Genomic DNA, 22,783 nt, shown 5'->3' on the forward strand with positions numbered 1-22,783 from the left:
CTGACTGTCGAAAGGTCCCTCATGGATCACCACATCACATCACGGGTGCCCTGGGTCGTCGGAATCACGGGAGCCAGCGGTACGCCCTACGCCGCGGCCGTGCTGCGGGCGCTCCTCGACGCCGGCGAGGCGGTCGACCTGATCGTCAGCCAGGCGGCGCGGCTGACGCTGGCCGACGAGACCGGCCAGTCCTTCCGCGAGGCGCACTGGCGCACCGACGTGAAGGCGTTCATCGGGCGCGACCCGGGCGACATGGTGCTCTGGCGGGCCGCTGACTTCACCGCAGGACCGGCCAGCGGCACCTACCGTACCCGCGGCATGATCATCGTGCCCGCCACCACCGCGGTGGTCGCGGGCGTCGCCACCGGGATGAGCAAGGACCTGGTCCAGCGTGCCGCGGACGTGACCTTGAAGGAGCGCAGGCCGCTGGTCCTGGTGCCGCGCGAGACACCCCTGCGCCGGGTCACCCTGCAGCAGATGGCAGACCTGTCGGGCGAGGGAGCGGTGATCCTGCCGGCGTCTCCCGGTTTCTACGCCGGAGCCCGCGATGTGGCGCAACTGGTCGACTTCGTCGCCGGGAAGGTGCTTGACGTGATCGGTGTCCCGCACCGGCTCTCCGAGCGGTGGAGCGGGCGGCTCGGCGCCGGGCGGGCCGGAGCGGAGCCCGGTGCGGAAACGCGGGAGCGGGAGGCGTCGGAGCAGTGGGCCGGGGACGGATCACGCGACCGCGCCGGCGGCGCGGACCGGGAGCCGCGGGAGTCCCGCGATGCGTGAGCTGCTGAGCGCGCTGCGCGGCCGGCTCGACGACGGGACGCCGTTCGCCGTTGCCACCGTCGTCGGTGTCCGGGGCAGCGCCCCGCGCCGGCCGGGCGCGGCGATGGCGGTGACCGCCGACGGCCGGGTGACCGGCAGTGTCTCCGGTGGCTGCGTCGAGGGCGCGGTGTACGAAGCCGCGAGCGAGTCGCTGGGCACCGGCGCCGCACAGCTCCACACCTACGGCATCAGCGACGACGACGCCTTCGCGGTCGGCCTGACCTGCGGCGGGACCCTCCAGATCCTGGTCCGCCCGTACACCGACGCGCAGCCGCGCCGCGCGCTGTCTGTCCTGCTGGAGGCGCTGGACCGCGCCGAGCCCGTCGCGCTCGCCACCGTCATCGGCGGGGCCGCGCCGCTGGGCGCCCAGCGCGTGATCGGAACCGGCCACGCCACCGGCACGTGCGGCGACCCCGGCCTCGACCACGCCGTCACCGAGGACGCGCGCGGACTGCTCGCCCAGGGGATGACGGGCGTCCAGAGCTACGGCGCCCACGGCGAGCGGCGGATGGCGGACGTCTCGGTCTTCGTCCAGGCGTTCGCGCCGCCGCCGCGCATGCTGGTCTTCGGTGCGATCGACCATGCCGCCGCCACCGCCCGGATGGGCTCCTTCCTCGGCTACCGGGTCACCGTCTGCGACGCCCGCCCGGCCTTCGCCACCCCGGAGCGCTTCCCCTTCGCCGACGAGGTGGTGCGGGCCTGGCCGCACGAGTACCTGGCCGGCACCGAGGTCGACGAGCGGACCGTGGTGTGTGTCCTCACCCACGACCCGAAGTTCGACATTCCGCTCCTGCGCACCGCGCTGCGCACCCGGGCCGGCTACATCGGGGTGATGGGCAGCCGCAGGACCCACGAGGACCGCAACGCGCGGCTGCGCGAGGAGGGCGTCAGCGAGCGGGAGCTGGCCCGGCTGGCGTCCCCCATCGGTCTCGACCTGGGGGCCCGCACCCCCGAGGAGACCGCGGTGTCCATCGCCGCGGAGATCGTCCGGGCCCGCTGGGGCGGCAGCGGACGGCCGCTCGCCGAGCTGACCGGCGCCATCCACCGGCCCGGCCGGGACGGGGCGGACCCCGCCTTCGCGCAGGTGGCCGAGGCGGAGGCGTAACGCTCCCGCCTGCCCGGATCACCGGGACGGACAGCCATATATCGCCCGAATGGTGCCCCGTGCCTACCGTGGAATGAGGTTCTCTCCAGCAGGAGGTACACATGCGGGCAGCGACACTGGGCCCCCAGGCCCGTACGGACGCGCTCTCCCGGATGGCCGAGCACGAGCTCGACGTCCTGGTGGTGGGCGGCGGCGTGGTGGGCGCGGGATCGGCCCTGGACGCGGCCACCAGAGGTCTGGTCACCGGCCTCGTCGAAGCCCAGGACTGGGCGGCGGGCACGTCCAGCCGTGCCACCAAGCTGATCCACGGCGGGCTGCGCTACCTGGAGATGCTCGACTTCGCACTGGTCCGCGAGGCGATCAAGGAACGCGGCCTGCTCCACCAGCGTCTCGCCCCCCACCTGGTGAAACCCGTCCCCATCCTCTACCCGCTGCAGCACCGCGGCTGGGAGCGCCTCTACGTGGGCGCCGGCATCGCCCTCTACGACGCCATGGCGGTGACCTCCGGCTACGGCAGCGGCCTGCCGCTCCACCGGCACCTCTCGCGCCACCACGCGCTGCGCATCGCCCCGGGGCTGAAGAAGGAAGGGCTGGTCGGCGCGATCCAGTTCTACGACGCCCAGGTCGAGGACGCGCGCCTGGTCACCACCGTCATCCGGACCGCCGCCTCCTACGGCGCCATGGTCGCCAACCGCGCCCGGGTCTCCCGCTTCCTGCGGGCGGACGGCCGCGTGGTCGGAGCGGTGGTCGAGGACACCGAGACCGGCAGGCGCTACGAGATCCGCGCCCGCCGGGTGGTCAACGCGACCGGCGTGTGGACCGACGACATGCAGGAGCTGATCGAGGAGCGCCCGCCGATCACCATCAAGGCGTCCAAGGGCGTACACCTCATGATCCCCAAGGACCGCATCCGGTCCGACACCGGGATGATCCTGCGCACCGAGAAGAGCGTCCTGTTCGTCCTCCCCTGGGGCAGGCACTGGATCGTCGGCACCACCGACACGCCCTGGACCCTGGACAAGGCCGACCCGGCGGCCTCCGAGGCCGACATCGACTACGTCCTTGAGCACGTCAACGAGGTGCTCGCCACCCCGCTGACCAAGGACGACATCGAGAGCGTCTACGTGGGACTGCGGCCGCTGATCTCCGCCGCGGAGCAGGCGACGGTCAAGCTCTCCCGGGAACACGCGGTCACTCAGCCGGCGCCCGGCCTGATCGTGGTGGCCGGCGGCAAGTTCACCACCTACCGGGTGATGGCCAAGGACGCGGTCGACGAGGCGGTGCGCGACTTCCCCGCCAAGGTGCCGGAGTCCTGCACCGAGAGCGTCCTGCTCCTGGGCGCCGACGGATACCGCGCGCTGCTCAACAACCGCCGGCTGCTGGCGGAGCGGAACGGCATCCACGAGGTGTGGGCCGAGCACCTGGTCAACCGGTACGGGACACTCTCCGAGGAACTCTTCGAGCTGATCAGGGGGGACCGCGGCCTCGGCGAACCGCTCCAGGACGCCGCCGGCTACCTGCGGGCGGAAGTCGTCTACGCCGTCACCCATGAAAGCGCCCGGCACCTGGACGACGTACTGGTCCGCCGGACCCGGATCAGCCTGGAGACCTTCGACCGCGGCACGAAGAGCGCGCGGGAAGTCGCCGAACTCATGGCAAGCCTCCTGGGCTGGGACGACGCGGAGACCGAGAAGGAGATCCAGAACTACGTGGACGGCGTCGCCGCGGAGCGGGCCGCCGAGCACCAGCCCGACGACGCCAGCGCCGACGAGGCCCGGCTGCGCGCCCCCGACATCGTGCCGATGCGCTGACCGGCCGGCCGCGGTCGCCGCACCCCCCCGTGGGCCGCGGCGCCGTATCCGGCCGGGAGCGACGGGCCGGTAGCGGCTTCGGGTGATTGCCGGCGGGCAGTGCTGGACAGGAGTGCCGACATGAGCAAGGTCTGGTTCATCACGGGTACTTCACGCGGCTTCGGCCGGGAGTGGGCGGAAGCCGCGCTGGAGCGCGGGGACAGCGTCGCCGCCACGGCCAGGGACGCGACGAGCCTCAAACCGCTCGTGGACGCCTACGGCGAGAAGGTGCTGCCGCTCACCCTGGACGTGACCGACAAGAGCGCCGTCGACGCGGTGGTGGCGCGCGCCCACGCCCACTTCGGCCGCCTCGACGTCGTGGTCAACAACGCCGGCTACGGCCTTTTCGGCACCATCGAGGAAGTCAGCGAGGAGCAGGCCCGTGCGCAGATCGAGACGAACCTCTTCGGCGCGCTGTGGGTGACCAAGGCGGTGGTGCCGATCATGCGGGAGCAGGGCAGCGGCCACATCATCCAGGTCTCGTCCATCGGCGGCATCACCGCCTTCGCCAACGTCGGTCTCTACCACGCCTCGAAGTGGGGCCTGGAAGGCTTCAGCCAGGCACTGTCCCTGGAGGTCGAGCCCTTCGGCGTCCATGTGACCGTGGTGGAGCCCACCGGCTACAGCACGGACTGGGCGGGCAGCTCGGCCGTGCACGCCGACCCGATCCCGGTCTACGACGAAGCGCGCGCCGCCCGCGCCGCCAGGACCCAGCCCGGCATGATCGGCGACCCGAAGGCCACCCGGGAAGCGATCCTCGACATCGTCGACGCCGAACAGCCGCCGCTGCGCGTCCTGTTCGGCAAGGGACTGCTGGCACGCGTCCAGGAGGAGTACGGCAAGCGGCTGGCGACCTGGGAGCAGTGGAACGACCTCTCCGAGCGCGCGCACGGAACCCCCGGCGCGTAGCGGTTGTGGGCCAGGGGAGCCGGGCGAATGATGGAGGAAGAGGCCCTCGACGCGCGGTGGGGGTGAGCGTGCCCTCCCGCGGGCGGGGCCGAGACCACCGAAGCAGAGGAGGAGCCATGCAAGCGCACGAAGGGGACGTGCTGCGCTTCGTCGGCAGGACGGTGGGCACTCCGGAACACCACGCGACGGTCCTCGAAGTGGTCGGTGACCACGGCGAGCCCCCGTACCGGGTCCGTTTCGACAACGGCCGGGAGGCCGAGGTCTGCCCGGGCTCCGACTGCGTCCACGAGCACCACGCCGGCGGCCGTACCGCCGCGGACTGACGGCCGACGAGCGCCGCACCAATCGCCAGAAATAAGTACAAACCACCCTAGTCTTCGCCTATGACGACCGAGCTGCCGTTTGACGACGTCCGGGACTTCGAGAACGCCGACCGCGGGTTCGTCGCGGGCCCCGCCGCACCGCAGGTGGCCGACGCCCGCGGGGCGGTGGTCTGGGACACCGACGCGTACGCCTTCCTGGAGGCGGACTGCCCCCCGACCGCGGACCCGAGTCTGTGGCGGCAGGCACGCCTGTGCGCCCGCAGCGGCCTGTACCAGGTGACCGAGGGCGTCTACCAGGTACGCGGCCTGGACATCTCCAACATGACGCTGATCGAGGGCGACCGCGGGGTGATCGTCGTCGACCCCCTGATCTCGGTGGAGACCGCCGCCGCGGCCCTCGACCTGTACCGGCGGCACCGCGGCCGGCGCCAGGTCACCGCGATGATCTACACCCATCCGCACGCCGACCACTTCGGCGGCTCCCGGGCGATCGTCCCCTACGGCAGGGAGAGCGACATCCCGGTGCTGGCACCGGCCGGCTTCCTGGAGCACGCGGTCAGCGAGAACATCTACGCCGGCGGTGCGATGTCCCGCCGCGCCGTCTACATGTACGGCGTCGGGCTTCCCAAGGGCCCGGCCGGGCAGATCGGCACCGGCCTGGGCGGCGTGACCTCGTCCGGCACGGTCAGCCTGGTCCCGCCGACCATCGACGTCACCCACACCGAGCAGGAGGAGACGATCGACGGGGTGCGGATCGTCTTCCAGCTCACCCCCGGGACCGAGGCACCGGCGGAGATGAACTTCCTGCTCCCCGGCCACCGGGCACTGTGCATGGCCGAGAACGCCACCCACACCCTGCACAACGTCCTCACCCTCCGCGGCGCGGTGGTCCGTGACGCCCGCGTCTGGGGGCAGTACCTGAGCGAGACCATGGACGTCTTCGCCGGGCAGGCCGATGTTGTCTTCGCCTCGCACCACTGGCCCACCTGGGGCGAACCGGAGGTCACCGAGTTCCTCACCGCCCAGCGCGACGCGTACGCCTACCTGCACGACCAGACCCTCCGCCTGCTCAACCGCGGCCTGACCGGACCGGAGATCGCCGAGACGATCACCTTGTCGCCCGCCCTGGAGCGGACCTGGTCGGCCCGCGGCTACTACGGCTCGGTCTCGCACAACGTGAAGGCGATCTACCAGCGCTACATGGGCTGGTTCGACGGCAACCCCGCCCACCTGTGGGAACACCCCCCGGTCGAACTCGCCAAGCGCTACGTGGCCGACTACGGGGGCGTGCGGGCGATCACCGAACGGGGCCAGGAGTACGCCGCACAGGGCGACCTCCGCTTCGCCGCCACGCTGCTCAACCACGCGGTCTTCGCCCACCCCGGCAACGCCCAAGCCCGCGAGGCACTGGCGTCGGTCTACGACCGGCTGGGCCACGGCGCCGAGAACGCCACCTGGCGCAACTTCTACCTCACTGGTGCGATGGAGCTGCGCGGCACCCTCGCCAAGGTCTCCGTCGACCCGGCCAACCCAGAAGTGGCGATGGCCATGACGGTCGATCAGCTCATCGACTCCCTCGCCGTCCGCATCGACGGCCCCCGGGCCTGGGACACCGAACTCACCATCGACTGGCACCTCACCGACGAGCAGCGCATCTGGCGCCTGACCCTCTCCAACGGCGCCCTCACCTACCGCTCCGCCCGCGCCGCCCGCCGCCGTACCGGCCGCCCCGACCTGACGATGACCCTCACCAAGCCCCAGCTCCTCGCTGTCCTGGCCGGTCACGGCCTGGACACCGTCACCACCCAGGGCGACCCGACCGCCCTCACCCGCCTGACCGCCCTGCTGGACACCCCCGACCCGAACTTCCCGATCATCACCCCCTGAGCCGCCCGGACCGCCGGGAGCCGCCGCCGCGGGGCGGGCGCGGCACCCGCCCGATCAGCCGCACGCCCAGGGCCCGTTCCAGCGCCTGGAACTGGTGCGACAGGCCCGGCTGGGTGACATGCAGGAGTTCCGCCGCCCGGGAGAAGGACCCCTGCTCCACGATGGCCACGAAGTACTCCGGTTGCCTCAGCGTGACATCCATGCGCTGAGCTTGTGCAAAACCGAAACTGCCGTCGTTGGACACATGGACCAGCCCGGCGAATGCTGGAGGAGGAGCCGGGCACCGCACGTAGCAGGAACCGCCGGAACCGTCCGCACCGCACGAAGGAGCACACGATGAGCACGATGCGCGCGATCGCGTCCTACAGGGGTCTGCCGATCGACGACCGGGAGAGCCTGCAGGACGTCGAGGTCCCCACTCCGCAGGTGGGTCCCCGGGACGTACTGGTCCGGGTGCAGGCGGTCTCGGTGAACCCGGCGGATGTGAAGTCCCGCGCCGGCCTGGCGCCGACCACCGAGCCGCGGATCCTCGGCTTCGACGCGGCCGGCGTGGTGGAAGCCACCGGGCCGGAAGTCACCACCCTCTCGGTGGGCGACGAGGTCTGGTACGCGGGCGACATCACCCGCCCCGGTGCCAACGCCGACCTGCACGCCGTGGACGAACGGATCGTCGCCCGCAAGCCCGCCTCCCTCAGCTTCGCCGAAGCCGCCGCGATGCCGCTCACCACGATCACGGCCTGGGAGACGCTCTTCGAACGGTTCGCGCTGACCAAGGACTCCACCGGCACCCTGCTGGCGCTGGGCGCGGCCGGCGGTGTCGGCTCGATCATGATCCAGCTCGTCAAGGAGCTCACCGGGGTGCGGGTGCTCGCCTCCGCCACCAGGCCCGAGTCCCAGGAGTGGGTGAAGCAGCTGGGCGCCGACGGGATCGTCGACCACCACGACCTCGTCGCCTCCACGCGGGCGGTGGCCCCCGACGGCGTCGACTATCTCTTCAGCCCGCACTCGCGCGGCAACATCGAGGCGTTCGCCGAGATCGTGCGGCCCTTCGGCCACATCACCGCGATCGACGAGCCCGAGGGGCTGGATCTGCTGCCGCTGAAGGCCAAGAGCATCGCCTGGCACTGGGAGTTGATGTTCACCCGGTCCATCTTCCGGACGCCGGACATGTTCGAGCAGAAGAAGCTGCTGGAGACCGTCGCCGGGCTGGTCGACGACAAGCGGATCCGGACCACCCTGACCCGGACCATCGACGACTTCTCCGCCGCCGGCCTGCGCGAGGCCCACCGCCTGGTCGAGTCCGGCCGCAGCACCGGCAAGGTCGTGGTCACCCGCTGATCCCGCCACCGCCGTCGGCCGGGGGCGCCCCCCGGCCGTACCGCACGGCGGACGTACGCCCGCGAACGCCTTCCCCTTGCACGGACCTTGACGGACTCCGCCCGGGTCGCCAAGAATCGAGCCGATTCTGACAACGTTGTCGGAACGCTTCGAGGAGGGACCTCCCGTGCCCCACGATCCCGCCGGACTCGGCAGGCGCCGTTTCGCCCAACTCGCCGGACTGACAACCCTGCTGGCCGCGGCGCCGCTGTCGCTCGGCGAAGGGCGGGCCGTCGCAGCCCCCCTGACAGGGCCCGGTTCCACGGCGGCCCAGGCACTCGCGCCCGGCCAGGACCCCGTCGCCGACGCCTACTACCAGGCCCTGCTCACCCACACCCGGTGGGCCGAGACCCAGTGGAACACGACGGCCGGCCACTACACCGCCACCGACTACGGATTCGCCGTCGTCCTCGGCAACGCCGTCCTGCTGACCCGGGGTCCGTACGACGCGGACCGCGCCGGCACCGACCGGGCGACGCTGCTCTCCCGCACCCTCGCCACGATCGAGCACTTCGCCGCGTCCAACCGCCTCACGGGCGGTACGGAATGGGGCCGGACCCTCTTCTTCGACACGACCTTCCAGCTCTACTTCGTGCTCGCCGCGCGGCTGCTGTGGGACCGACTGGACGCCGTCACCCGGCAGAACATCGACACCATCGTGCGCGAACAGGCCCAGTTCACCACGTCGCTCGGCACCGCCGCCGACCCCGCCTCGGCCGGCTGGACGACCAACGGACTCACCGGCGGCTTCGTCGGTGACACCAAACTGGAGGAGATGGGCGTCTACGCCCAGTCCCTCGCCCCCGGACTCGCCTGGGCGTCCGACGATCCCCGCAGCGCCGACTGGAACGCGGCCTTCGGACGGTGGAGCCGCAACGAGACCGGCCTGCCGGCCGCCGACCGGGCCAACCCGGCACTGGTCGACGGCGTCCCGGTGAACGCCAACACCGCGCAGAACCTGTACGACACCTTCATCGTCGAGAACCACAACTCCTTCGGCCCCCACTACCAGGAGGAGCTGTGGCGGACCTCCGGCCGTAACGCGGTCCACTTCATCACCGCGGGACGCCCGTTGCCGCAGGTCCTCACCGCGCAGCCGAACGCCGGGCCGCTGTGGCGCACCCTGCTGATGGTGATGAGCGACGCCGGCGAACCCCTGATGCCCATGGTCGCGGACCGCGAGCACCTGTACGGCCGCGACGTCATCCCGCTGGCCTTCCTCGCCCAGGTCACCGGAGACCGGGCCGCCGCCTGGGCGGAGGCCGCGATGGCCGCCCGGCTGGCCCCCTACCAGGCGTACCAGCCGGTCTACCGGCTGGCGAAGTTCTCCGGCGAGGCGAAGTACGAACCGGAGGCCAGGGCCGAAGTCGCGATCAGCTACCTGCTGCACGAGTGGCGGTCCCGGAACGGCGGGGTCGTGCGACCGCTCCCGGACGACGAGATGTTCGCCCGTGCGAGCGGGGTGAAGGACTTCGGCACCGGCCCGGGCCTGGTCGCGCACCAGACGCCGGCCGCCTGGGCCGCCTCGGTCAGCAAGCCGGGGTTCGTGAAGTTCGCCTGGCAACCCGCCCACGACGACTGGCTGTTCGCACTGAGCGGCGGTACCCCGATGTTCCTGCCGTCCACCGGCGCGAAGGTCGTCAAGCGCGCGGTGACCACCTACCGGAAGGTGCGCGACGGGCTGGACGCGACGGCCACCGTGCTCAGCCTCGACTCGGGGTTCGCCGGCTTCACCACCCTGCCGTCGGGCGCCGTGGTCTACGCCACCAGCGGCACCGCGGCCGGCGAGGGCCATCTGCAGATCCAGAACCTGACCATGCCCGGCGTCGCCGGGCTGGACGGCAGCCGGACCTACACCGCCGCCGAAGGCACCGCCGAGGTGGCCTCGCAGGACAGCGGGAACACCGGGCCCGGCACCGGCGCCCGGGTCGACGAGGTGCCGCTGTCCCGCGCCTCCTACCGCTACGTACGGATGCAAGGCGTCTCCGGGAACCCGCAGTACGGCTACTCGCTCTTCTCCTTCGAGGTCCGCGACGGCGCCGACGGCCCCGACCTGGCCAGGGGAACCACCGCCACCGCCTCGTCCGCCGACACCGGCAAGGGCGCCGCGCTGGCGGTGGACGGCGACCCGGCCACCCGCTGGGCCGTCGCCGTCGCCGAACGCACCCGCGGCGACAGCTGGCTCACCGTCGATCTGGGCCGGGCCACCGCGTTCGACCGCGTCACCCTCAGCTGGGAGACCGCCTCCGGCCGCGCCTACCGCGTCCAGGGCTCCCAGGACGGTCAGTCCTGGACCGACCTGGCACGCTTCCCGGTGGCCGACCTCACCAGCCGTGGCGGCTGGCTCTGTGTCGACGGCCGGGCCGGACTCGTGGTGCGCGGCGCGGCCAACCCGCTCTCGGTCTACGGCGACCTGGTGGTCCTGTCCGACGGCCCCGCCGAGCCCCTGGTCGTCGAGGGGCTGCCCGCGTGCGGCCCGGCCGAGGCCAGAGCCGCCGCCGCACAGGCAGGTCCGACCGCGCAGCACCCCGCGGTCCGGGCCGGCACGGCGGGTGGCCACCTCAGCCTCTTCAACCTCTCCGCCGGCCCCGTCACCACGGTCGTGTCGGTCCCGGGGGAGCCCACCCGGGTACGGCTCTTCGCCGGCCACCAGACGGTGACCGCGACCGGCACCGACTACAAGGCGGAGCTGGACGGGGCCTGCGCGGCGGTCGCCGCGACGCGCTTCACCCTGCGCTCGCGCACCGGCGGCCGGGTCCCGGCGGGCATCGAGGCGTATGCCGCCGACGCGGCGACCGTAGAGCTCAGGGGACCGGACTGCCGTCTGGTGGTCACCACCCCGGGCGGCCGCAGCGTGCCGGTCGAGCTCCGCAGGGGACGTACCGCCCAGGTGACCGTCCCCGGCACCACCCCCTTCCCGCTGGCCGACGCGGCGCTGGGCTGCGAGACCTTCCCCAACGGGCCGCTCCCCACCGGCATGTCGGACCCCGCCGCCGCTGTCGACGGCGACCCGGCGACCTCGTGGCGCCCCGGCCCGTCCCACGGCCGGATGGTGGTGGACCTCGGCTCCCCGACGCCGCTGCGCCAGGTGCGCGCCCAGTGGACCGGTGGCCGTGTCCCCGCCGCGGTGGTCGAGTTCAGCACCGACGGGCTCACCTACACCGCCGCCGGCTCCCTGCACACCCGTGGCCGCACCGCCACCCGCGACATCCGTACGACCGCCCGCTATGTGGCCCTCACCGTCCCCGGCTGGACCACGAGGCACGCGGCCCTCGCCGGGCTGTCGGTGGTTCCGCAGTAGGGCCTGCCCGAAAACCGAGGCCGGTGGCCGCCCCCGAAGAGGGCGGCCACCGGCCTGCGGCGGGTGCGCGCGGATGTCCTGGTCCCGGACGTTCAGCGGATGTCCCGGCCACGGACGTTCACACGGACGTCAGCGGTTGAGCAGCCAGTCCACCAGGGCCCGGGCCGCACCGGAGGCGGCGCCGGCCGCGATCCGGCCGATGAGCTGCCCGCGCCAGGCGCGCGCGGTGGTGAGGACGGACTTCCTGGGCGTGCCGGGCGTTGCGGGCGTGGCGGGCATGGCGGTCTCCTCCGGGCGGGCCGAGCGGCGGAGTGCGGTCGGCGGTGCGGCCATAGCCCGGCTTCCGGGTGGTTTCCGGCGAAGTCCCGCCGGGCCAACGGGTCGTGGATACGCTGGCCGGACAGGGGGCGCGCACTTTTCCGGGTGGAGGTCAGTCCGGAAGGCGGAGGCGGGGATGGGCGAGGACACGGACCGGTTCCATCGCCAGTTGCGGACGCTGTACGAGGCCGCGGGCGCCCCACCGCTGAGCCGGCTGGTCGCGCTCGGCCGCGAGCAGACGCCGCGGCTGCCCATCTCCGACACGACGCTCAGCGCGTGGCTGAACGGTGAGGCGGTCCCCGGCGCAGGCTCCACGGCCTACTTCATGGTGCTGGTCGCCTTCCTGCGTGCCCGTGCGGGCACCGGTCCTTCCGACGGACGCTGGACCCGGCTCCTCGGCCTGGCCCGCGCCGACCGGGACTCCCGACGCGGCGGGCGCCCACGCCGCACCGACCGCGAGCAGGAACGGGGTCCGGTCACCCTGCCGGCGGAGCCCGCGGTGTTCAGCGGCCGGCAGGAAGCGACGGCGGAACTCCTGGAGTGGCTGGACCCGGACCGCACCCCCGGCCGTACCGCCGCCGGGGACGCCGGGGACGCCGGGGACGCCGGGGATGCCCGTGACGCCGGAGACGCCGGAAACGGTGCGGGAACGGCCGGCACCGGCAGGCAGACCGGCGACGCCACGGACATGGGTCTCCACCCGGACGCCCGCCCCGCCGTATGGCAGCACACCGCCGTCGTCGTCACCGCGATGGCCGGAATGGGAGGGGTCGGCAAGACGGCGCTCGCGCTGCACGCCGCCCACCGCGCGGCTCGCAACGGATGGTTTCCCGGCGGAGTCCTGTTCGCGGACCTGCGCGGGTACAGCCAGGACGCCCCGGTGGAGGCGGCCACCGTCGCCGATCAGCTGCTGCGCGCGCTCGGGGTCACGGGGAAGGACCTGCCCAGCACCCCTGCGGAGAAGATCGACGCCTGGCGGCTGGCGCTCGCGCGGCTCGCCGAGCAGGGCCGCCCCTTGCTGGCGGTACTGGACAACGTGCGCACCGTGGGCCAGGTCGCCCCGTTGTTACCGCCCGCGGGACCGCACCGGGTACTGGTCACCTCGCGGCAGATCCTCGCCACTCTCGGCGCGCGGCGGCTCGAACTCGCCCCGCTGGAACCGGCGGAGGCGGTCGCGCTGCTCGACGAGATCCTGCGCACGGACGCTGCGGAGGACGACCGGGTCACCGAGCAGGCGCGGGACGCGGCCCGGATCGCGGAGCTGTGCGGACGGCTGCCGCTGGCGTTGCGGATCATCGGCGCGCTGCTGGCCGAGGACCGGGACCGGCCGCTGCACGACCAGGCGGAGGAACTGGCGGCGGCCCGGCTGGACGTCCTCGCCCTGGACGACACCGACGACCAGGGCAGGCTGCTGGAGGTGCGGACCGTCTTCCACCTTTCCTACCGCCACCTGTCCCCGTCCCGGGCGCGAGCCTTCCGGCTGCTGTCCGCGGCACCGGGCCCGGACATCGCCACCCCTGCCGCCACCGTGCTGCTCGGCGAAGGGACCGGCACCCGCCGCCTGCTGCGCGATCTGGCCCGCGCCCACCTGCTGGAGCACCGGGCGGCCGAACGATGGTCGATGCACGACCTGTTACGGCTCTACGCCGCCGAACTCGGCGGGGAATGTGCGGCCGCGGACCGGCGTACGGAGGCGGTGGGCGGCCTTCTCGGCCACTACCTGGAACAGACCCGTGCCGCCGCTTCCCACCTTGAGGGGGACCGCGGCGATGCCCGTTTCCCCGACCGGCAGCACGCCCTGGCCTGGCTGACAGCGGAGCGCCAGAACCTCGTCGCGGGCGTCGTGGAGCAGGTGCACATCCACCTGCTGACCGTCGTGGAACTCGGCGACGCGCTCAGGGTCTTCCTGACGCGGTACCGCTGGACCGAGGACATGATCAGCGTCACCCGGGCCAAGCTGAGCGGCGTCGTCGCGCTGCGCGCGCGGGCCGCCGAGACGGTCGCCCAGGACGTCCTCGCTGATCAGTTCCGAGGACTGGAGGCCGACGCGCTGAACGGTCTCGGCCTCGCGCTGGGCGACGCCCGCAGATTCCCCGAGGCCATGGAGGCGCATGCCGAGGCACTCCGTCTGGCCCGGGAGTCCGGCGACAGCCACCGGGAGGCCATGGCGCTGAACAACGTCGCTCTCGTGCTCCTGGGCGTGCGCCGCTTCGACGACGCCGTCGCGCCGCTCACCCGGGCCGCCGCGATCCACCGCGAGGCCGGGGACCTGCGCGACGAGGGGCGGGCGCTGGCCAATCTGGGAACCGCGCTGATGCGGCTGGGCCAGGACGCGGAGGCGTACGACGTGCTCGGCCGGGACCTGATGATCTGCCGGGAGACCGGTGACCGCTACGGCGAGGCCCAGACACTGAGCAACCTCGGACTGTGCCTGCGCCACCTCGGCCGGATCGAGGAGGCGGCCGACGCCCACCAGCAGGCGCGGGTCATCTTCGCCGACGTGGACGACCGGTACTCCGAAGCGGAGTCGCTGGACAATCTCGCCCTGTGCCTGCGCCGCCTGGACCGTCCCGAGGAGGCCGTCGGCGACCACGCACAGGCCGCAGCGCTCTTCCACGGCCTCGGCGACCGGCACTCCGAGGGCATGGCGGTCGGCAACCGGGCCGGCGCGCTCCAAGAAGCAGGCCGGCCCGCGGAAGCGATCGCCTTCCACCTCGAAGCCGCCGCCCTCTTCGCCGAGACCGGTGACGCCCACGCCCAGGGCGTCGAACTCACCAACCTCGGCCGCGCCTACCGAAGCGTGCACCGCCTCCTGGACGCCGCGGAGACGTTCACCCGCGCCGCTGCCCTGTTCGCCACCATCGGCGACAGCGCCGCCGAGGCCACCGCTCTGCGTTTCCTCGTCAATCTCCCCGTACCGCCCGACGCCACCGACGCCGTGGCCCACAACGAAGCCGCACGGGCCGGCCTGACCCCCGGCCGGACGCCCGCTGCCGCGGCCGACCCCTGGCGCCCCCGCTGGTTCCCGCAGGCGCGCTGACCCGCGGGCGCGCTACGCGACGGACGCCGTCAGGGGCTTCACGGACGGTTCGAGGTAGGTGAGGAGCTCTCGGGCCGCGGGCCCTACGCGGTCGGTTTCTGCCACGGCCGCCGAGACCTTCCACAGCGGGTCGGGCGCCGCGCCGCCGGTCAGGGGTACGCACGCGAGGGCCGCGGCCTGGTCCTTGAGGGCGACGGGGCGGGGGACCACGGCGATGCCGAGGCCGTGGCCGACCAGGTCGATCAGGCTGTGCACGTCGTTGACCTCCAGGGCGACCTGCCGGTGGGTGCCGGTGGCGGCGAAGGCGGTGTCGGTCAGGCTCCGGGAGCCCCAGTCGGGGTGGAAGTCGACGAAGGTCTCACCGTCCAGTTCCGGCCACCGGACCTCGGCGGCGCCGGCCAGCCGGTGCCCCGCGTGGCAGAGCAGGACCATCGGTTCGCAGGTGAGCGGCAGCAGCCGTACTCCTTCGGGCGCCGGGCCGTGCAGGGCGACGAAGGCCAGGTCGAGGCGGCCGGCACCGACCTCGGCGGTCAGCGCGGCCGAGTTGGCCTGCCGGAGGCGGACCTGCACCTGCGGGTGTTCGGCACGGAACCGCGCCAGCAGGGCGGGGACGTTCACCCCGGTGACGCACTGCTCGGTGCCGACCGACAGGGTGCCGGTGAGCAGTCCCTGCACCGCGGCCACCGCCTCCTGAGCGGCGCGGACGCTCGCCAGCGCCCGGGTCGCCTCGACCAGCAGGGCCCTCCCCGGGGCGGTCAGCTCGACGCTGCGGGTGCTGCGGACGAACAGCTGGGCGCCCAGCTCGCGTTCCAGCGCCCGCACCGACGCGGACAGGCCGGACTGCGAGACCATCAGCCGCTGGGCCGCCCTTGTGAAGTGACGGTCCTGCGCGACGGCGACAAAGTGTTCCAGATGCCTCAACTCCATGATTCAGCAGCCTACCTTCTGAATGTGTTCGCTTTCTCTTGTTGGACGGCATAAGCCTCCCGGAGCGATGCTGAGAGCCGTGCGGCACGGTCCGGCGCGACCCGCCGGTCCGAGCCCCCGCCGTACTCCGCATTCGAGAGAGGCACCAGCTTCATGCAGACCCGCCGTATCGGTTCCGCCCAGGTCAGTGCCATCGGCCTCGGCGGCATGCCCATGTCGATCGAGGGGCGCCCGGACGAGGCCCGTTCCATCGCCACGATCCACGCGGCACTCGACGCCGGCGTGACCTTCTTCGACACGGCAGACGCCTACCATCTGCACGCCGACGAGGTCGGCCACAACGAATCGCTCATCGCCAAGGCCCTTGCCTCGCACCCGCTCGGCGCCGAGGCCCTGGTCGCCACGAAGGGCGGCCACCTGCGCCCCGGCGACGGCTCCTGGACGCTGAACGGCCACCCCGACTACCTCAAGCAGGCCTGCGAGGCCTCCCTCAAGCGCCTGGGTGTCGAGGCGATCGGCCTCTACCAGTTCCACCGCCCGGACCCCACGGTCCCCTACGCGGACTCGGTCGGCGCGATCGCCGAACTGCTGGACGAGGGCAAGATCCGGATGGCGGGCATCTCCAACGCCGACCCGGAGCAGATCCGGCTGGCCAACGAGATCCTCGGCGGCCGTCTGGTGTCCGTGCAGAACCAGTTCTCGCCCGCCTTCCGCTCCAGCGAGCCCGAACTGGCGCTCTGCGACGAACTCGGCATCGCCTTCCTGCCGTGGAGCCCGTTCGGCGGCATCACCCGGGCCGGCGACCTCGGCTCAAGCTTCGCCCCGTTCGCCCAGGTCGCGCAGGCGCACGGCGTGAGCCCGCACCGGGTCTGCCTCGCGTGGATGCTCGCGCTGTCGCCGGTCGTGATCCCGATCCCCGGCTCCACCCGCCCGGAGACCATCCAGGACTCCGCGGCCGCACCCGAGCTCACCCTGACGCCGGAGGAGATCGCTCTCCTCAGCGCCCGCTGACCCGCTCCGCCGCCGTGGCCCCTTCCGGGCCGCGGCGGCGACGCACATTCCCAGGAGCCGCCACCGCCCCGCCGCGGCGGTGGCCGGCGCATATCCGGAGGAGCTTCTCCGGTCACTATGCTGGAGGGCGTGGCGGCGGCAGAGGTGCGAAACGGCAAGGCCGGGCGTGCGCTGCGGGTGGACGCGGAGCGCAACCGCGAGCGGCTGCTGAGGGCTGCCCAGTGCGTCTTCGCCGAGCGCGGTCTGAGCGTTCCCCTCGACGACATCGCCGCCCGCGCCGGCGTGGGCATCGCGACGCTCTACCGGCGGTTCCCCACCCGGGAGGAACTGGTCGGGGCGGCCTTCGAGGCCAAACTCCTCGCCTACGCGGTCGCCGCCGAGGAAGCCCTGGCGGTGCCGGATCCCTGGGCGTCGTTCGCCGGTTTCGTCGAGCGGATCTGCGCCATGCAGGCCGGCGACCGGGGCTTCACCGACCTGGTCACCATGTCGCTCTCCTCGCCCGACCGTACCGCTGAGCTGCGCGAACGCGCCTACCGCGCGGTCGCCCGGATCATCGGCCGGGCGCAGCAGGCCGGTGTGCTCCGTGATGATGTGGTGGTCGAGGACCTGCCGTTGATGCTGCTGGCCAATGCGGGCGTCGTGCACGCCACCCGGGACGCGGCGCCGCACGCCTGGCGGCGGCTGCTGGCCTTCCTGCTCGACGGGTTCCGGCCGGCCGCCTCCCAGGGCCCGATGCCAGCGCCGCCGACCCCGGCCCAGATGGACAGGGTGCTCAAGGGCAATGTCACGGCCAAGGGGGTGGGCTGCCCGGACCTCGCACCGTCCGCGCCCACCGCCCGCCCGATCCCGGACGGCTGAACCGGAGCCGGCTCCGTACCGAATCGGAGCTGCGGCCCCGGTTAATTTCCGGTTTCACCTGGCCATTGGTCGCATATGCCCAGTTCGGGCGGGTGTGATCCCGGTCACCTTCGGAAATAAGTGGAGTAGCGTGTCCACTTGATCTGAGCGACCAGACGGCGAGCGTCTCCAGAGCCGGAGATGCCCCCGGTCGCTCAGGAGGCTGGCGTGATCAACCCATCGGTGTGGACAGTGCCCGGCACCCCGAGTCCGGGAGTGGTCCCGTTCTCCTCCGCGGCCTGGAAGGAAGCGTCCGCTGTGCGGATACCCCGGAGCGACGACGCGGGCGAAGTGCCCGCGGCAGTCCGCGCTGCCCGGCCCGGCGCCGGTCCCGCCGCGCCGGCGTGGCGACCCCGGCGCCGGCCCACCGTGCGGACCGTCCGCACGGGTCACGCCCGGCCCGGTGCGCGGGGCGCGGGCCCGCACGGCGCCCGGCCGCGCAGGGTCGGCTGACGCCGTGCTGGAACACGCGGTCGGCTCCCTCGGCACATGGGCTTACCTGCTGGTCTTCCTGCTGACCGCCGGGGAGACCGGCGCGCTGGTCGGTCTGCTGCTGCCCGGCGAGACGCTGGTGATATTCGCCGGCGCGCTCGCCGGGCGGGGGCGGCTGGACACCGTGGCACTGAGCGCCGCGGTGGTGGCCGGCGGCATCATCGGCGACAGCGTCGGCTTCGCCGTCGGCCGGTGGACCCGTGGCAGGCCGAGCGCCCAGCGCCTGCTCGGCCGGCTCCAGCCAGGAGACCGGGGCGGGCGGGCCCGGGAACTGCTGCGGCGGCGCGGCGGTGAGGCGGTGTTCACCGGACGCTTCATCGGGGTCGTGCGCTCCTTCATGCCGCTGGCAGCCGGCGTATCGGGCCTGCCGTACCGCCGTTTCCTCGCCTACAGCGCCGCCGCCTCCCTCATCTGGGGCGTCGGGAGCGTCCTGGTCGGCTACTTCTTCGGGCCCGAGGCGGAGCGGCTGGTACGCACGGCCGGCACCACGGGCGCCTTCGCGGCAGGCGGGGCCGCGGTCCTGGTCCTGCTCCTCATCCTGGTCAAGCGCCGCGCCGACCACCGCCACAGCCTGCGCTGACCGCACCACCGGCGGCATCCGGACCGGCCCTGACCGGTCTGGAAGACTGACCGCCCGTGACCTCTTCCGATCTCGCCCGCCGCATCCACGCCGTCTCCCACCTCACCGGCCGGTTCACCCTGCGTTCCGGAATCACGGCCACCGAGTACTTCGACAAGTACCGCTTCGAGGCCGACCCGGTGCTCCTCGACGAGATCGCCGGCGCGATGGCTCCGCTGGTGCCGTCCGGCACCGAGGTGCTGGCGGGCCTTGAGATGGGCGGTATCCCGGTGGTCACCGCGCTGGGCCGCCACACCGGCCTGCCGTGCGCCTTCGTCCGCAAGCAGGCGAAGCCGTACGGGACCTGCCGCCTCGCGGAGGGCGCCGAGGTGACAGGCCGTCGTGTCGCGGTGGTCGAGGACGTCGTCACCAGCGGCGGCCAGATCGTCCTGTCGACAGCGGACCTGCGCGGCCTCGGCGCGCGGATCGACACCGCCGTGTGCGTCATCGACCGTGAGCAGGGCGGCGCCGAAGCTCTCGCGGCCGAAGGCATCGGGCTCATCTCCCTGCTGACGGCGGCCGACCTCGCAGCCCGATGAGCGCGGTGCGGCGTCCCGGGTGACCGGTACCACCGGGCCCGGCGGCCGGCGGTACCGTCACCGGACAGTACGGCGGCGGCCCGGCGGGACTGCCCCGCCCGGCCGGCGGCCCGAGGACGACATCCCGCCGACATGCGCGGGTATCAACTCCTGCGCAGGCTGGTCCCATGGATACGAGCCGCCGGGTGACCGTGGAGCCGCCGACCTCGTCGGGCGGCCGTCGCGTGCGGGTGGACAGCGAGATCCTCGGGCTTGCCCACGGTCCGGCCGACCTGCTGGAGTTCCTGCGCCGGGCGGGTCTCGACCCGGACAGCGTGCGCCTGGACGACCCCGAGCTCTTCTCCTGGCACGGCGGCGGCCCCGACGTGTGGGGCGCACCCGGCGACGCCTGAACCGCTGACCGGTCCGGAATGCGCCGCCGGGGGAGTGGCGGCGCGCTGATCCGGTGCTCGCGCTACTGATCGGCCAGCGTCGCCAGCCACTGCTGGAGCAGGGCGTTCTCCGGGTCCGTCAGCACCTTGGGCCGGTTCTCCCGCAGCCGGGCCCCCAGCAGCGCGGCGGTGGCGGAAAACTCCGCCGGCTCGGGGATGTGGACGGCGGCCTCGACCGTCACCGCGTCCACCACCGCGTCCCTGACGCGGTCCGAGAAGGCCGCGTCCGGGTACAGAGCCGGGCGGGAGATCAGTGACAGCGCCACCCCGGCGTTGGCCGACATGATCATCTGGGTGGCCGTCAGCGGAGCGACCCGCAGCCGCCCGGCGCCGGCCACCCGCTCGACGGTCTCGGCGAGCAGCCGGTGCGCCTCGGCCGCGGCCTGCGGCGGCACCGACAGGCCCGGCGAGTACATCAGCCGGTAGTAGTTCGGGTTCTCCACGGCGAACCGCACATGGTTGTCCCAGCCGCTGCGCAGGTCCCGTACCGGATCGTCCGAGGGGACGGCCGCCCGCTTGGAGGCCAGGTACTGCTCGAAGCCGTAGTCGACCACCGCCGAGAGCAGGCCCTCTTTGTCGCCGAACTGCCGGTAGAGGATCGGGGCGGTGACGCCCGCCGCCTCGCAGACCGCACGGGTGGACACATCGGCGTCCGCCGAACGCGACAGCAGGCCCGCGGCAGCCTCCAGTATCCTCGTCCTCGTATCCATGTTAGCGACGATAACACCTGCGGTCGCTTCTCCCGGGAGCGAGGACGTCCGCGGGCCGGGTTCCCGCCGGCTCCGCGTACGGCGCGGCGCCGGAGGACCGGCCGCGGCGGCCCGCTCCTCCGGCGCCGTATGTCCGGTCAGTGTCCTGAGCCGTCCGGCGCCGTCCCCTGAAGGACGTCGAGGGTGAGGACGCCGCCGCCGATGCCCCAGCCGCCGTCGGTGACTTCTTCGACCACGACGAGGGTGTTGGGCCGGGCCCGCTCGCCGTAGATCTCGGCGTACAGGTCGGTGGTGCGGGTGATGATGGTCTTCTTCTGCTCGGGCGTGAGGGTCCCGGCGGGGACCTTGAAGTTGGCGAACGGCATGGCTGTGCTCCTTCGTGACGGTGGAACTACCGGGACCTGACCGGCGGGGTCAGAGGGCCGCGTACGGCGTGAGCAGGTCCTCCAGGCCGACCCGGCGGTAGAACTCGACCCGGATCCGGTCGGCGACGGCGGAGACGACCTCGCTGCCGTCGTGGCTCGGGTCGACATGGGTACGGAAGGGGCGCCGGCCGCTGGGCAGGCCGACGACGCGGACGATCTCGGCGGCGACCTCGGCCACGTCGGCGTCCGGCGGGATCAGCGCCGCCAGCCGCCCATTGACGTCCTCCATCAACTGCTTGTAGTGGACGTCATAGGCCGCGGCCCGCGCGGTGTCGGCGGGCGTGCCGGCATGGGCGAAGTGGTTCGTGCCCGAGGTGAAGGCGCCGGGGACGACGATGCTGGTGTCGATGCCGAACTTGATGAGTTCGCCCGCGTAGCTCACGGCCAGGGCGTCCATGGCGGCCTTGGCGGCGAAGTAGGGGCCGAGGAAAGGCGGGCAGCCGCCGCGGCTGCTGGAGGAGCCGACCCATACGACCAGGCCGTGGCCCTGCTCCCGCAAGGCGGGCAGGACGGCCCGGTTCACCCGCTGGGATCCGAGAACGTTGGTGTCGTAGACAGCGGCGAGCTGCTCCGGGGTGAAGGCCTCGGCGGGGCCGAGGACCATGTGGCCGGCGTTGTGCACGACCACGTCCAAGTGTTCCTGCTCCGTGAGGATCCGCGCGATGCCGGCGTCGACGGACTCCTGCGAGGAGACGTCGAGTTCGACCGCGCGCAGGGCGACCTGGTGCTCATCGGCGTACGCCGCGAGGTCGGCGGCGGCCTGGGCATTGCGCGTGCCGGTGTGGCGCATGCCCGCGTAGACGGTGTGTCCGGCCCGGGCCAGGGCGCGGACGGTCAGGGCCCCGAATCCGCTGGAGGCGCCGGTGACGACGATGGTCCGGGGGTGGGTGTCGGCCATGACGGTCAACTCTCCTGTCGTGGTCGGGGTGTCAGATGATGCCGCCGTTGACCCGGATGACCTGGCCGTTTGTCCAGTGGCCCGCGGGGGAGGCGAGGAAGGCCGCGGCCCCGGCGATGTCGGCGGGGGTGCCGAGCCGTTCGAGCGGCGGCTGGGAGGCGAGACGGGCGATGGTCTCCTCGTCCTTGCCGTCGAGGAACAGCTCGGTGGCGGTCGGCCCCGGGGCGATGGTGTTGACGTTGATGTTCCGGCCGCGCAGTTCGCGGGCGACGATCAGGGTGATCGCCTCCACGGCGCCCTTGCTCGCGGCGTAGGCGGCATATCCCGGGAATGCCAGGCCGACCACCGAGGTGGAGAAGGTGATCAGCGAGCCGCCGCTGCGCAGCCGCCGGGCGGCCTGCTGGACGACGACGAAGGTGCCGCGGATGTTCGTGCGGTGCTGTGCGTCCAGCACGTCCAGGTCCAGCTCCGCGATCGGGGCCAGGTCCATCCGGCCCGCCGCGTGCACGACGACATCGACCCCGCCGAACTCGCTCTCGGCCAGGTCGAACATGGCCGAGACCGTGTTCTCGTCGGCGACATCGGCCTGTGCGGCCAGCGCCCGGCCGCCGCTCTTCTCGATGGCCTCGACCACCTCCTGGGCCCCTTCCCGGCGCCCGGCATAGCCCACGACCACGCTGTAGCCGTCGGCTCCCAGCCGGCGCGCGACCTCCGCGCCGATTCCGCGGGAGCCTCCGGTGACGATCGCGACACGACTGGTGCTCATGACAAAACCTCCGACTGGCAGCGACGTTTCCGTTCGCTAGCCACGATAACACCTGGATCGTATCGTCGTTAACACCCGTCGCGGGAAACTGCTCCGTCGCAGCTCAGGACCTGCTCGTGCCGCTCGTAGCGCCGCCGAGAAGGCC

At 72.8% G+C, this 22,783-nt stretch carries 21 protein-coding genes; 14 read left to right on the top strand and 7 right to left on the bottom strand.

The features are described 5' to 3' along the window. Positions 1 to 21 precede the first annotated feature (21 nt). The 6 genes from OG552_RS35980 (at position 22) to OG552_RS36005 (ending at position 6,887) form a co-directional block, all read left to right on the top strand. Positions 22 to 774, top strand: a complete 753-nt coding sequence (locus OG552_RS35980; protein WP_443071120.1) for a UbiX family flavin prenyltransferase — start codon at positions 22 to 24, stop codon at positions 772 to 774. Then, on the top strand, positions 767 to 1,918 hold the full coding sequence (locus tag OG552_RS35985; RefSeq protein WP_329140356.1) for an XdhC family protein: 1,152 nt from the start codon (positions 767 to 769) through the stop codon (positions 1,916 to 1,918). The genes OG552_RS35980 and OG552_RS35985 overlap by 8 nt, the downstream gene beginning before the upstream one ends. Positions 1,919 to 2,019: 101 nt before the next feature. Next, positions 2,020 to 3,729 carry a glycerol-3-phosphate dehydrogenase/oxidase gene (locus tag OG552_RS35990; protein WP_329140358.1) on the top strand — a complete coding sequence of 570 codons (1,710 nt, stop codon included), beginning with the start codon at positions 2,020 to 2,022 and terminating at the stop codon, positions 3,727 to 3,729. 120 nt (positions 3,730 to 3,849) lie between these two features. Continuing rightward, complete coding sequence (locus OG552_RS35995) at positions 3,850 to 4,677, top strand: SDR family oxidoreductase (protein WP_329140361.1); 828 nt, start codon at positions 3,850 to 3,852, stop codon at positions 4,675 to 4,677. Between the two features lie 116 nt (positions 4,678 to 4,793). Beyond that, positions 4,794 to 5,000 (top strand): DUF1918 domain-containing protein, encoded by a 207-nt coding sequence (locus OG552_RS36000; RefSeq protein ID WP_329140363.1) that lies wholly within the window; start codon positions 4,794 to 4,796, stop codon positions 4,998 to 5,000. A gap of 60 nt (positions 5,001 to 5,060) precedes the next feature. Then, on the top strand, positions 5,061 to 6,887 hold the full coding sequence (locus tag OG552_RS36005; protein WP_329140365.1) for an alkyl/aryl-sulfatase: 1,827 nt from the start codon (positions 5,061 to 5,063) through the stop codon (positions 6,885 to 6,887). Here OG552_RS36005 and OG552_RS36010 read toward each other — a convergent pair. Next, positions 6,877 to 7,089 carry a helix-turn-helix domain-containing protein gene (locus OG552_RS36010; protein ID WP_329140367.1) on the bottom strand — a complete coding sequence of 71 codons (213 nt, stop codon included), beginning with the start codon at positions 7,087 to 7,089 and terminating at the stop codon, positions 6,877 to 6,879. The genes OG552_RS36005 and OG552_RS36010 overlap by 11 nt on opposite strands. 134 nt (positions 7,090 to 7,223) lie before the next feature. Between OG552_RS36010 and OG552_RS36015 the strand changes: the two genes are divergently transcribed. Together OG552_RS36015 and OG552_RS36020 are read left to right on the top strand one after the other, a co-directional pair. Further along, a complete protein-coding gene (locus OG552_RS36015) occupies positions 7,224 to 8,225 on the top strand; it encodes a zinc-binding alcohol dehydrogenase family protein (RefSeq protein ID WP_329140369.1) in 1,002 nt (333 codons plus the stop codon). Between the two features lie 166 nt (positions 8,226 to 8,391). After that, the gene (locus tag OG552_RS36020; protein WP_329140372.1) at positions 8,392 to 11,565 is read left to right on the top strand and encodes a discoidin domain-containing protein; all 3,174 of its coding nucleotides are present in this window, start codon (positions 8,392 to 8,394) and stop codon (positions 11,563 to 11,565) included. A gap of 129 nt (positions 11,566 to 11,694) precedes the next feature. On the opposite strand, the gene OG552_RS36025 is transcribed toward OG552_RS36020, so the two are convergent. Next, positions 11,695 to 11,844: a hypothetical protein gene (locus tag OG552_RS36025; protein ID WP_329140374.1), complete on the bottom strand. Its 150-nt coding sequence runs from the start codon at positions 11,842 to 11,844 to the stop codon at positions 11,695 to 11,697. Between the two features lie 175 nt (positions 11,845 to 12,019). On the opposite strand from OG552_RS36025, the gene OG552_RS36030 reads away from it, so the two are divergent. Then, positions 12,020 to 14,923, top strand: coding sequence for an ATP-binding protein (locus tag OG552_RS36030; RefSeq protein ID WP_329140376.1), 2,904 nt, complete (start codon positions 12,020 to 12,022; stop codon positions 14,921 to 14,923). 12 nt (positions 14,924 to 14,935) lie between these two features. Here the strand turns inward: OG552_RS36030 and OG552_RS36035 are convergent, their stop codons facing one another. Beyond that, positions 14,936 to 15,850, bottom strand: coding sequence for a LysR family transcriptional regulator (locus OG552_RS36035; RefSeq protein ID WP_329140378.1), 915 nt, complete (start codon positions 15,848 to 15,850; stop codon positions 14,936 to 14,938). A gap of 153 nt (positions 15,851 to 16,003) precedes the next feature. Here OG552_RS36035 and OG552_RS36040 point away from each other — a divergent pair, with 153 nt between their 5' ends. The 5 genes from OG552_RS36040 (at position 16,004) to OG552_RS36060 (ending at position 19,800) form a co-directional block, all read left to right on the top strand. Next, on the top strand, positions 16,004 to 16,861 hold the full coding sequence (locus OG552_RS36040; protein WP_329140380.1) for an aldo/keto reductase: 858 nt from the start codon (positions 16,004 to 16,006) through the stop codon (positions 16,859 to 16,861). A 129-nt stretch (positions 16,862 to 16,990) separates the two neighbouring features. Continuing rightward, on the top strand, positions 16,991 to 17,719 hold the full coding sequence (locus OG552_RS36045; RefSeq protein ID WP_329140381.1) for a TetR/AcrR family transcriptional regulator: 729 nt from the start codon (positions 16,991 to 16,993) through the stop codon (positions 17,717 to 17,719). A gap of 496 nt (positions 17,720 to 18,215) precedes the next feature. Then, positions 18,216 to 18,830 carry a DedA family protein gene (locus tag OG552_RS36050; protein WP_329140383.1) on the top strand — a complete coding sequence of 205 codons (615 nt, stop codon included), beginning with the start codon at positions 18,216 to 18,218 and terminating at the stop codon, positions 18,828 to 18,830. Between the two features lie 56 nt (positions 18,831 to 18,886). After that, positions 18,887 to 19,408: an orotate phosphoribosyltransferase gene (locus tag OG552_RS36055; protein WP_329140385.1), complete on the top strand. Its 522-nt coding sequence runs from the start codon at positions 18,887 to 18,889 to the stop codon at positions 19,406 to 19,408. A gap of 167 nt (positions 19,409 to 19,575) precedes the next feature. Further along, positions 19,576 to 19,800, top strand: a complete 225-nt coding sequence (locus OG552_RS36060) for a hypothetical protein (RefSeq protein ID WP_329140387.1) — start codon at positions 19,576 to 19,578, stop codon at positions 19,798 to 19,800. Between the two features lie 62 nt (positions 19,801 to 19,862). On the opposite strand, the gene OG552_RS36065 is transcribed toward OG552_RS36060, so the two are convergent. From OG552_RS36065 to OG552_RS36080, 4 genes are all read right to left on the bottom strand, one after another. After that, complete coding sequence (locus OG552_RS36065; protein ID WP_329140389.1) at positions 19,863 to 20,549, bottom strand: TetR/AcrR family transcriptional regulator; 687 nt, start codon at positions 20,547 to 20,549, stop codon at positions 19,863 to 19,865. 137 nt (positions 20,550 to 20,686) lie between these two features. Beyond that, a complete protein-coding gene (locus tag OG552_RS36070) occupies positions 20,687 to 20,914 on the bottom strand; it encodes a tautomerase family protein (protein WP_329140391.1) in 228 nt (75 codons plus the stop codon). A gap of 49 nt (positions 20,915 to 20,963) precedes the next feature. Beyond that, positions 20,964 to 21,872 (bottom strand): SDR family NAD(P)-dependent oxidoreductase, encoded by a 909-nt coding sequence (locus OG552_RS36075; protein WP_329140393.1) that lies wholly within the window; start codon positions 21,870 to 21,872, stop codon positions 20,964 to 20,966. A 31-nt stretch (positions 21,873 to 21,903) separates the two neighbouring features. Further along, the gene (locus OG552_RS36080) at positions 21,904 to 22,638 is read right to left on the bottom strand and encodes an SDR family oxidoreductase (protein ID WP_329140395.1); all 735 of its coding nucleotides are present in this window, start codon (positions 22,636 to 22,638) and stop codon (positions 21,904 to 21,906) included. Positions 22,639 to 22,783: the final 145 nt, after the last annotated feature.

The sequence above is a fragment of the Streptomyces sp. NBC_01476 genome (assembly GCF_036227265.1).
Classification (GTDB): domain Bacteria; phylum Actinomycetota; class Actinomycetes; order Streptomycetales; family Streptomycetaceae; genus Actinacidiphila.

Bases quoted from the DNA above. Each gene is read 5' to 3' on its own strand.
- OG552_RS35980 (WP_443071120.1), top strand. From the start codon at position 22: ATGGATCACCACATCACATCACGGGTGCCCTGGGTCGTCGGAATCACG.
- OG552_RS35985 (WP_329140356.1), top strand. From the start codon at position 767: ATGCGTGAGCTGCTGAGCGCGCTGCGCGGCCGGCTCGACGACGGGACG.
- OG552_RS35990 (WP_329140358.1), top strand. From the start codon at position 2,020: ATGCGGGCAGCGACACTGGGCCCCCAGGCCCGTACGGACGCGCTCTCC.
- OG552_RS35995 (WP_329140361.1), top strand. From the start codon at position 3,850: ATGAGCAAGGTCTGGTTCATCACGGGTACTTCACGCGGCTTCGGCCGG.
- OG552_RS36000 (WP_329140363.1), top strand. From the start codon at position 4,794: ATGCAAGCGCACGAAGGGGACGTGCTGCGCTTCGTCGGCAGGACGGTG.
- OG552_RS36005 (WP_329140365.1), top strand. From the start codon at position 5,061: ATGACGACCGAGCTGCCGTTTGACGACGTCCGGGACTTCGAGAACGCC.
- OG552_RS36010 (WP_329140367.1), bottom strand. From the start codon at position 7,089: ATGGATGTCACGCTGAGGCAACCGGAGTACTTCGTGGCCATCGTGGAG.
- OG552_RS36015 (WP_329140369.1), top strand. From the start codon at position 7,224: ATGAGCACGATGCGCGCGATCGCGTCCTACAGGGGTCTGCCGATCGAC.
- OG552_RS36025 (WP_329140374.1), bottom strand. From the start codon at position 11,844: ATGCCCGCCACGCCCGCAACGCCCGGCACGCCCAGGAAGTCCGTCCTC.
- OG552_RS36030 (WP_329140376.1), top strand. From the start codon at position 12,020: ATGGGCGAGGACACGGACCGGTTCCATCGCCAGTTGCGGACGCTGTAC.
- OG552_RS36035 (WP_329140378.1), bottom strand. From the start codon at position 15,850: ATGGAGTTGAGGCATCTGGAACACTTTGTCGCCGTCGCGCAGGACCGT.
- OG552_RS36040 (WP_329140380.1), top strand. From the start codon at position 16,004: ATGCAGACCCGCCGTATCGGTTCCGCCCAGGTCAGTGCCATCGGCCTC.
- OG552_RS36060 (WP_329140387.1), top strand. From the start codon at position 19,576: ATGGATACGAGCCGCCGGGTGACCGTGGAGCCGCCGACCTCGTCGGGC.
- OG552_RS36065 (WP_329140389.1), bottom strand. From the start codon at position 20,549: ATGGATACGAGGACGAGGATACTGGAGGCTGCCGCGGGCCTGCTGTCG.
- OG552_RS36070 (WP_329140391.1), bottom strand. From the start codon at position 20,914: ATGCCGTTCGCCAACTTCAAGGTCCCCGCCGGGACCCTCACGCCCGAG.
- OG552_RS36075 (WP_329140393.1), bottom strand. From the start codon at position 21,872: ATGGCCGACACCCACCCCCGGACCATCGTCGTCACCGGCGCCTCCAGC.
- OG552_RS36080 (WP_329140395.1), bottom strand. From the start codon at position 22,638: ATGAGCACCAGTCGTGTCGCGATCGTCACCGGAGGCTCCCGCGGAATC.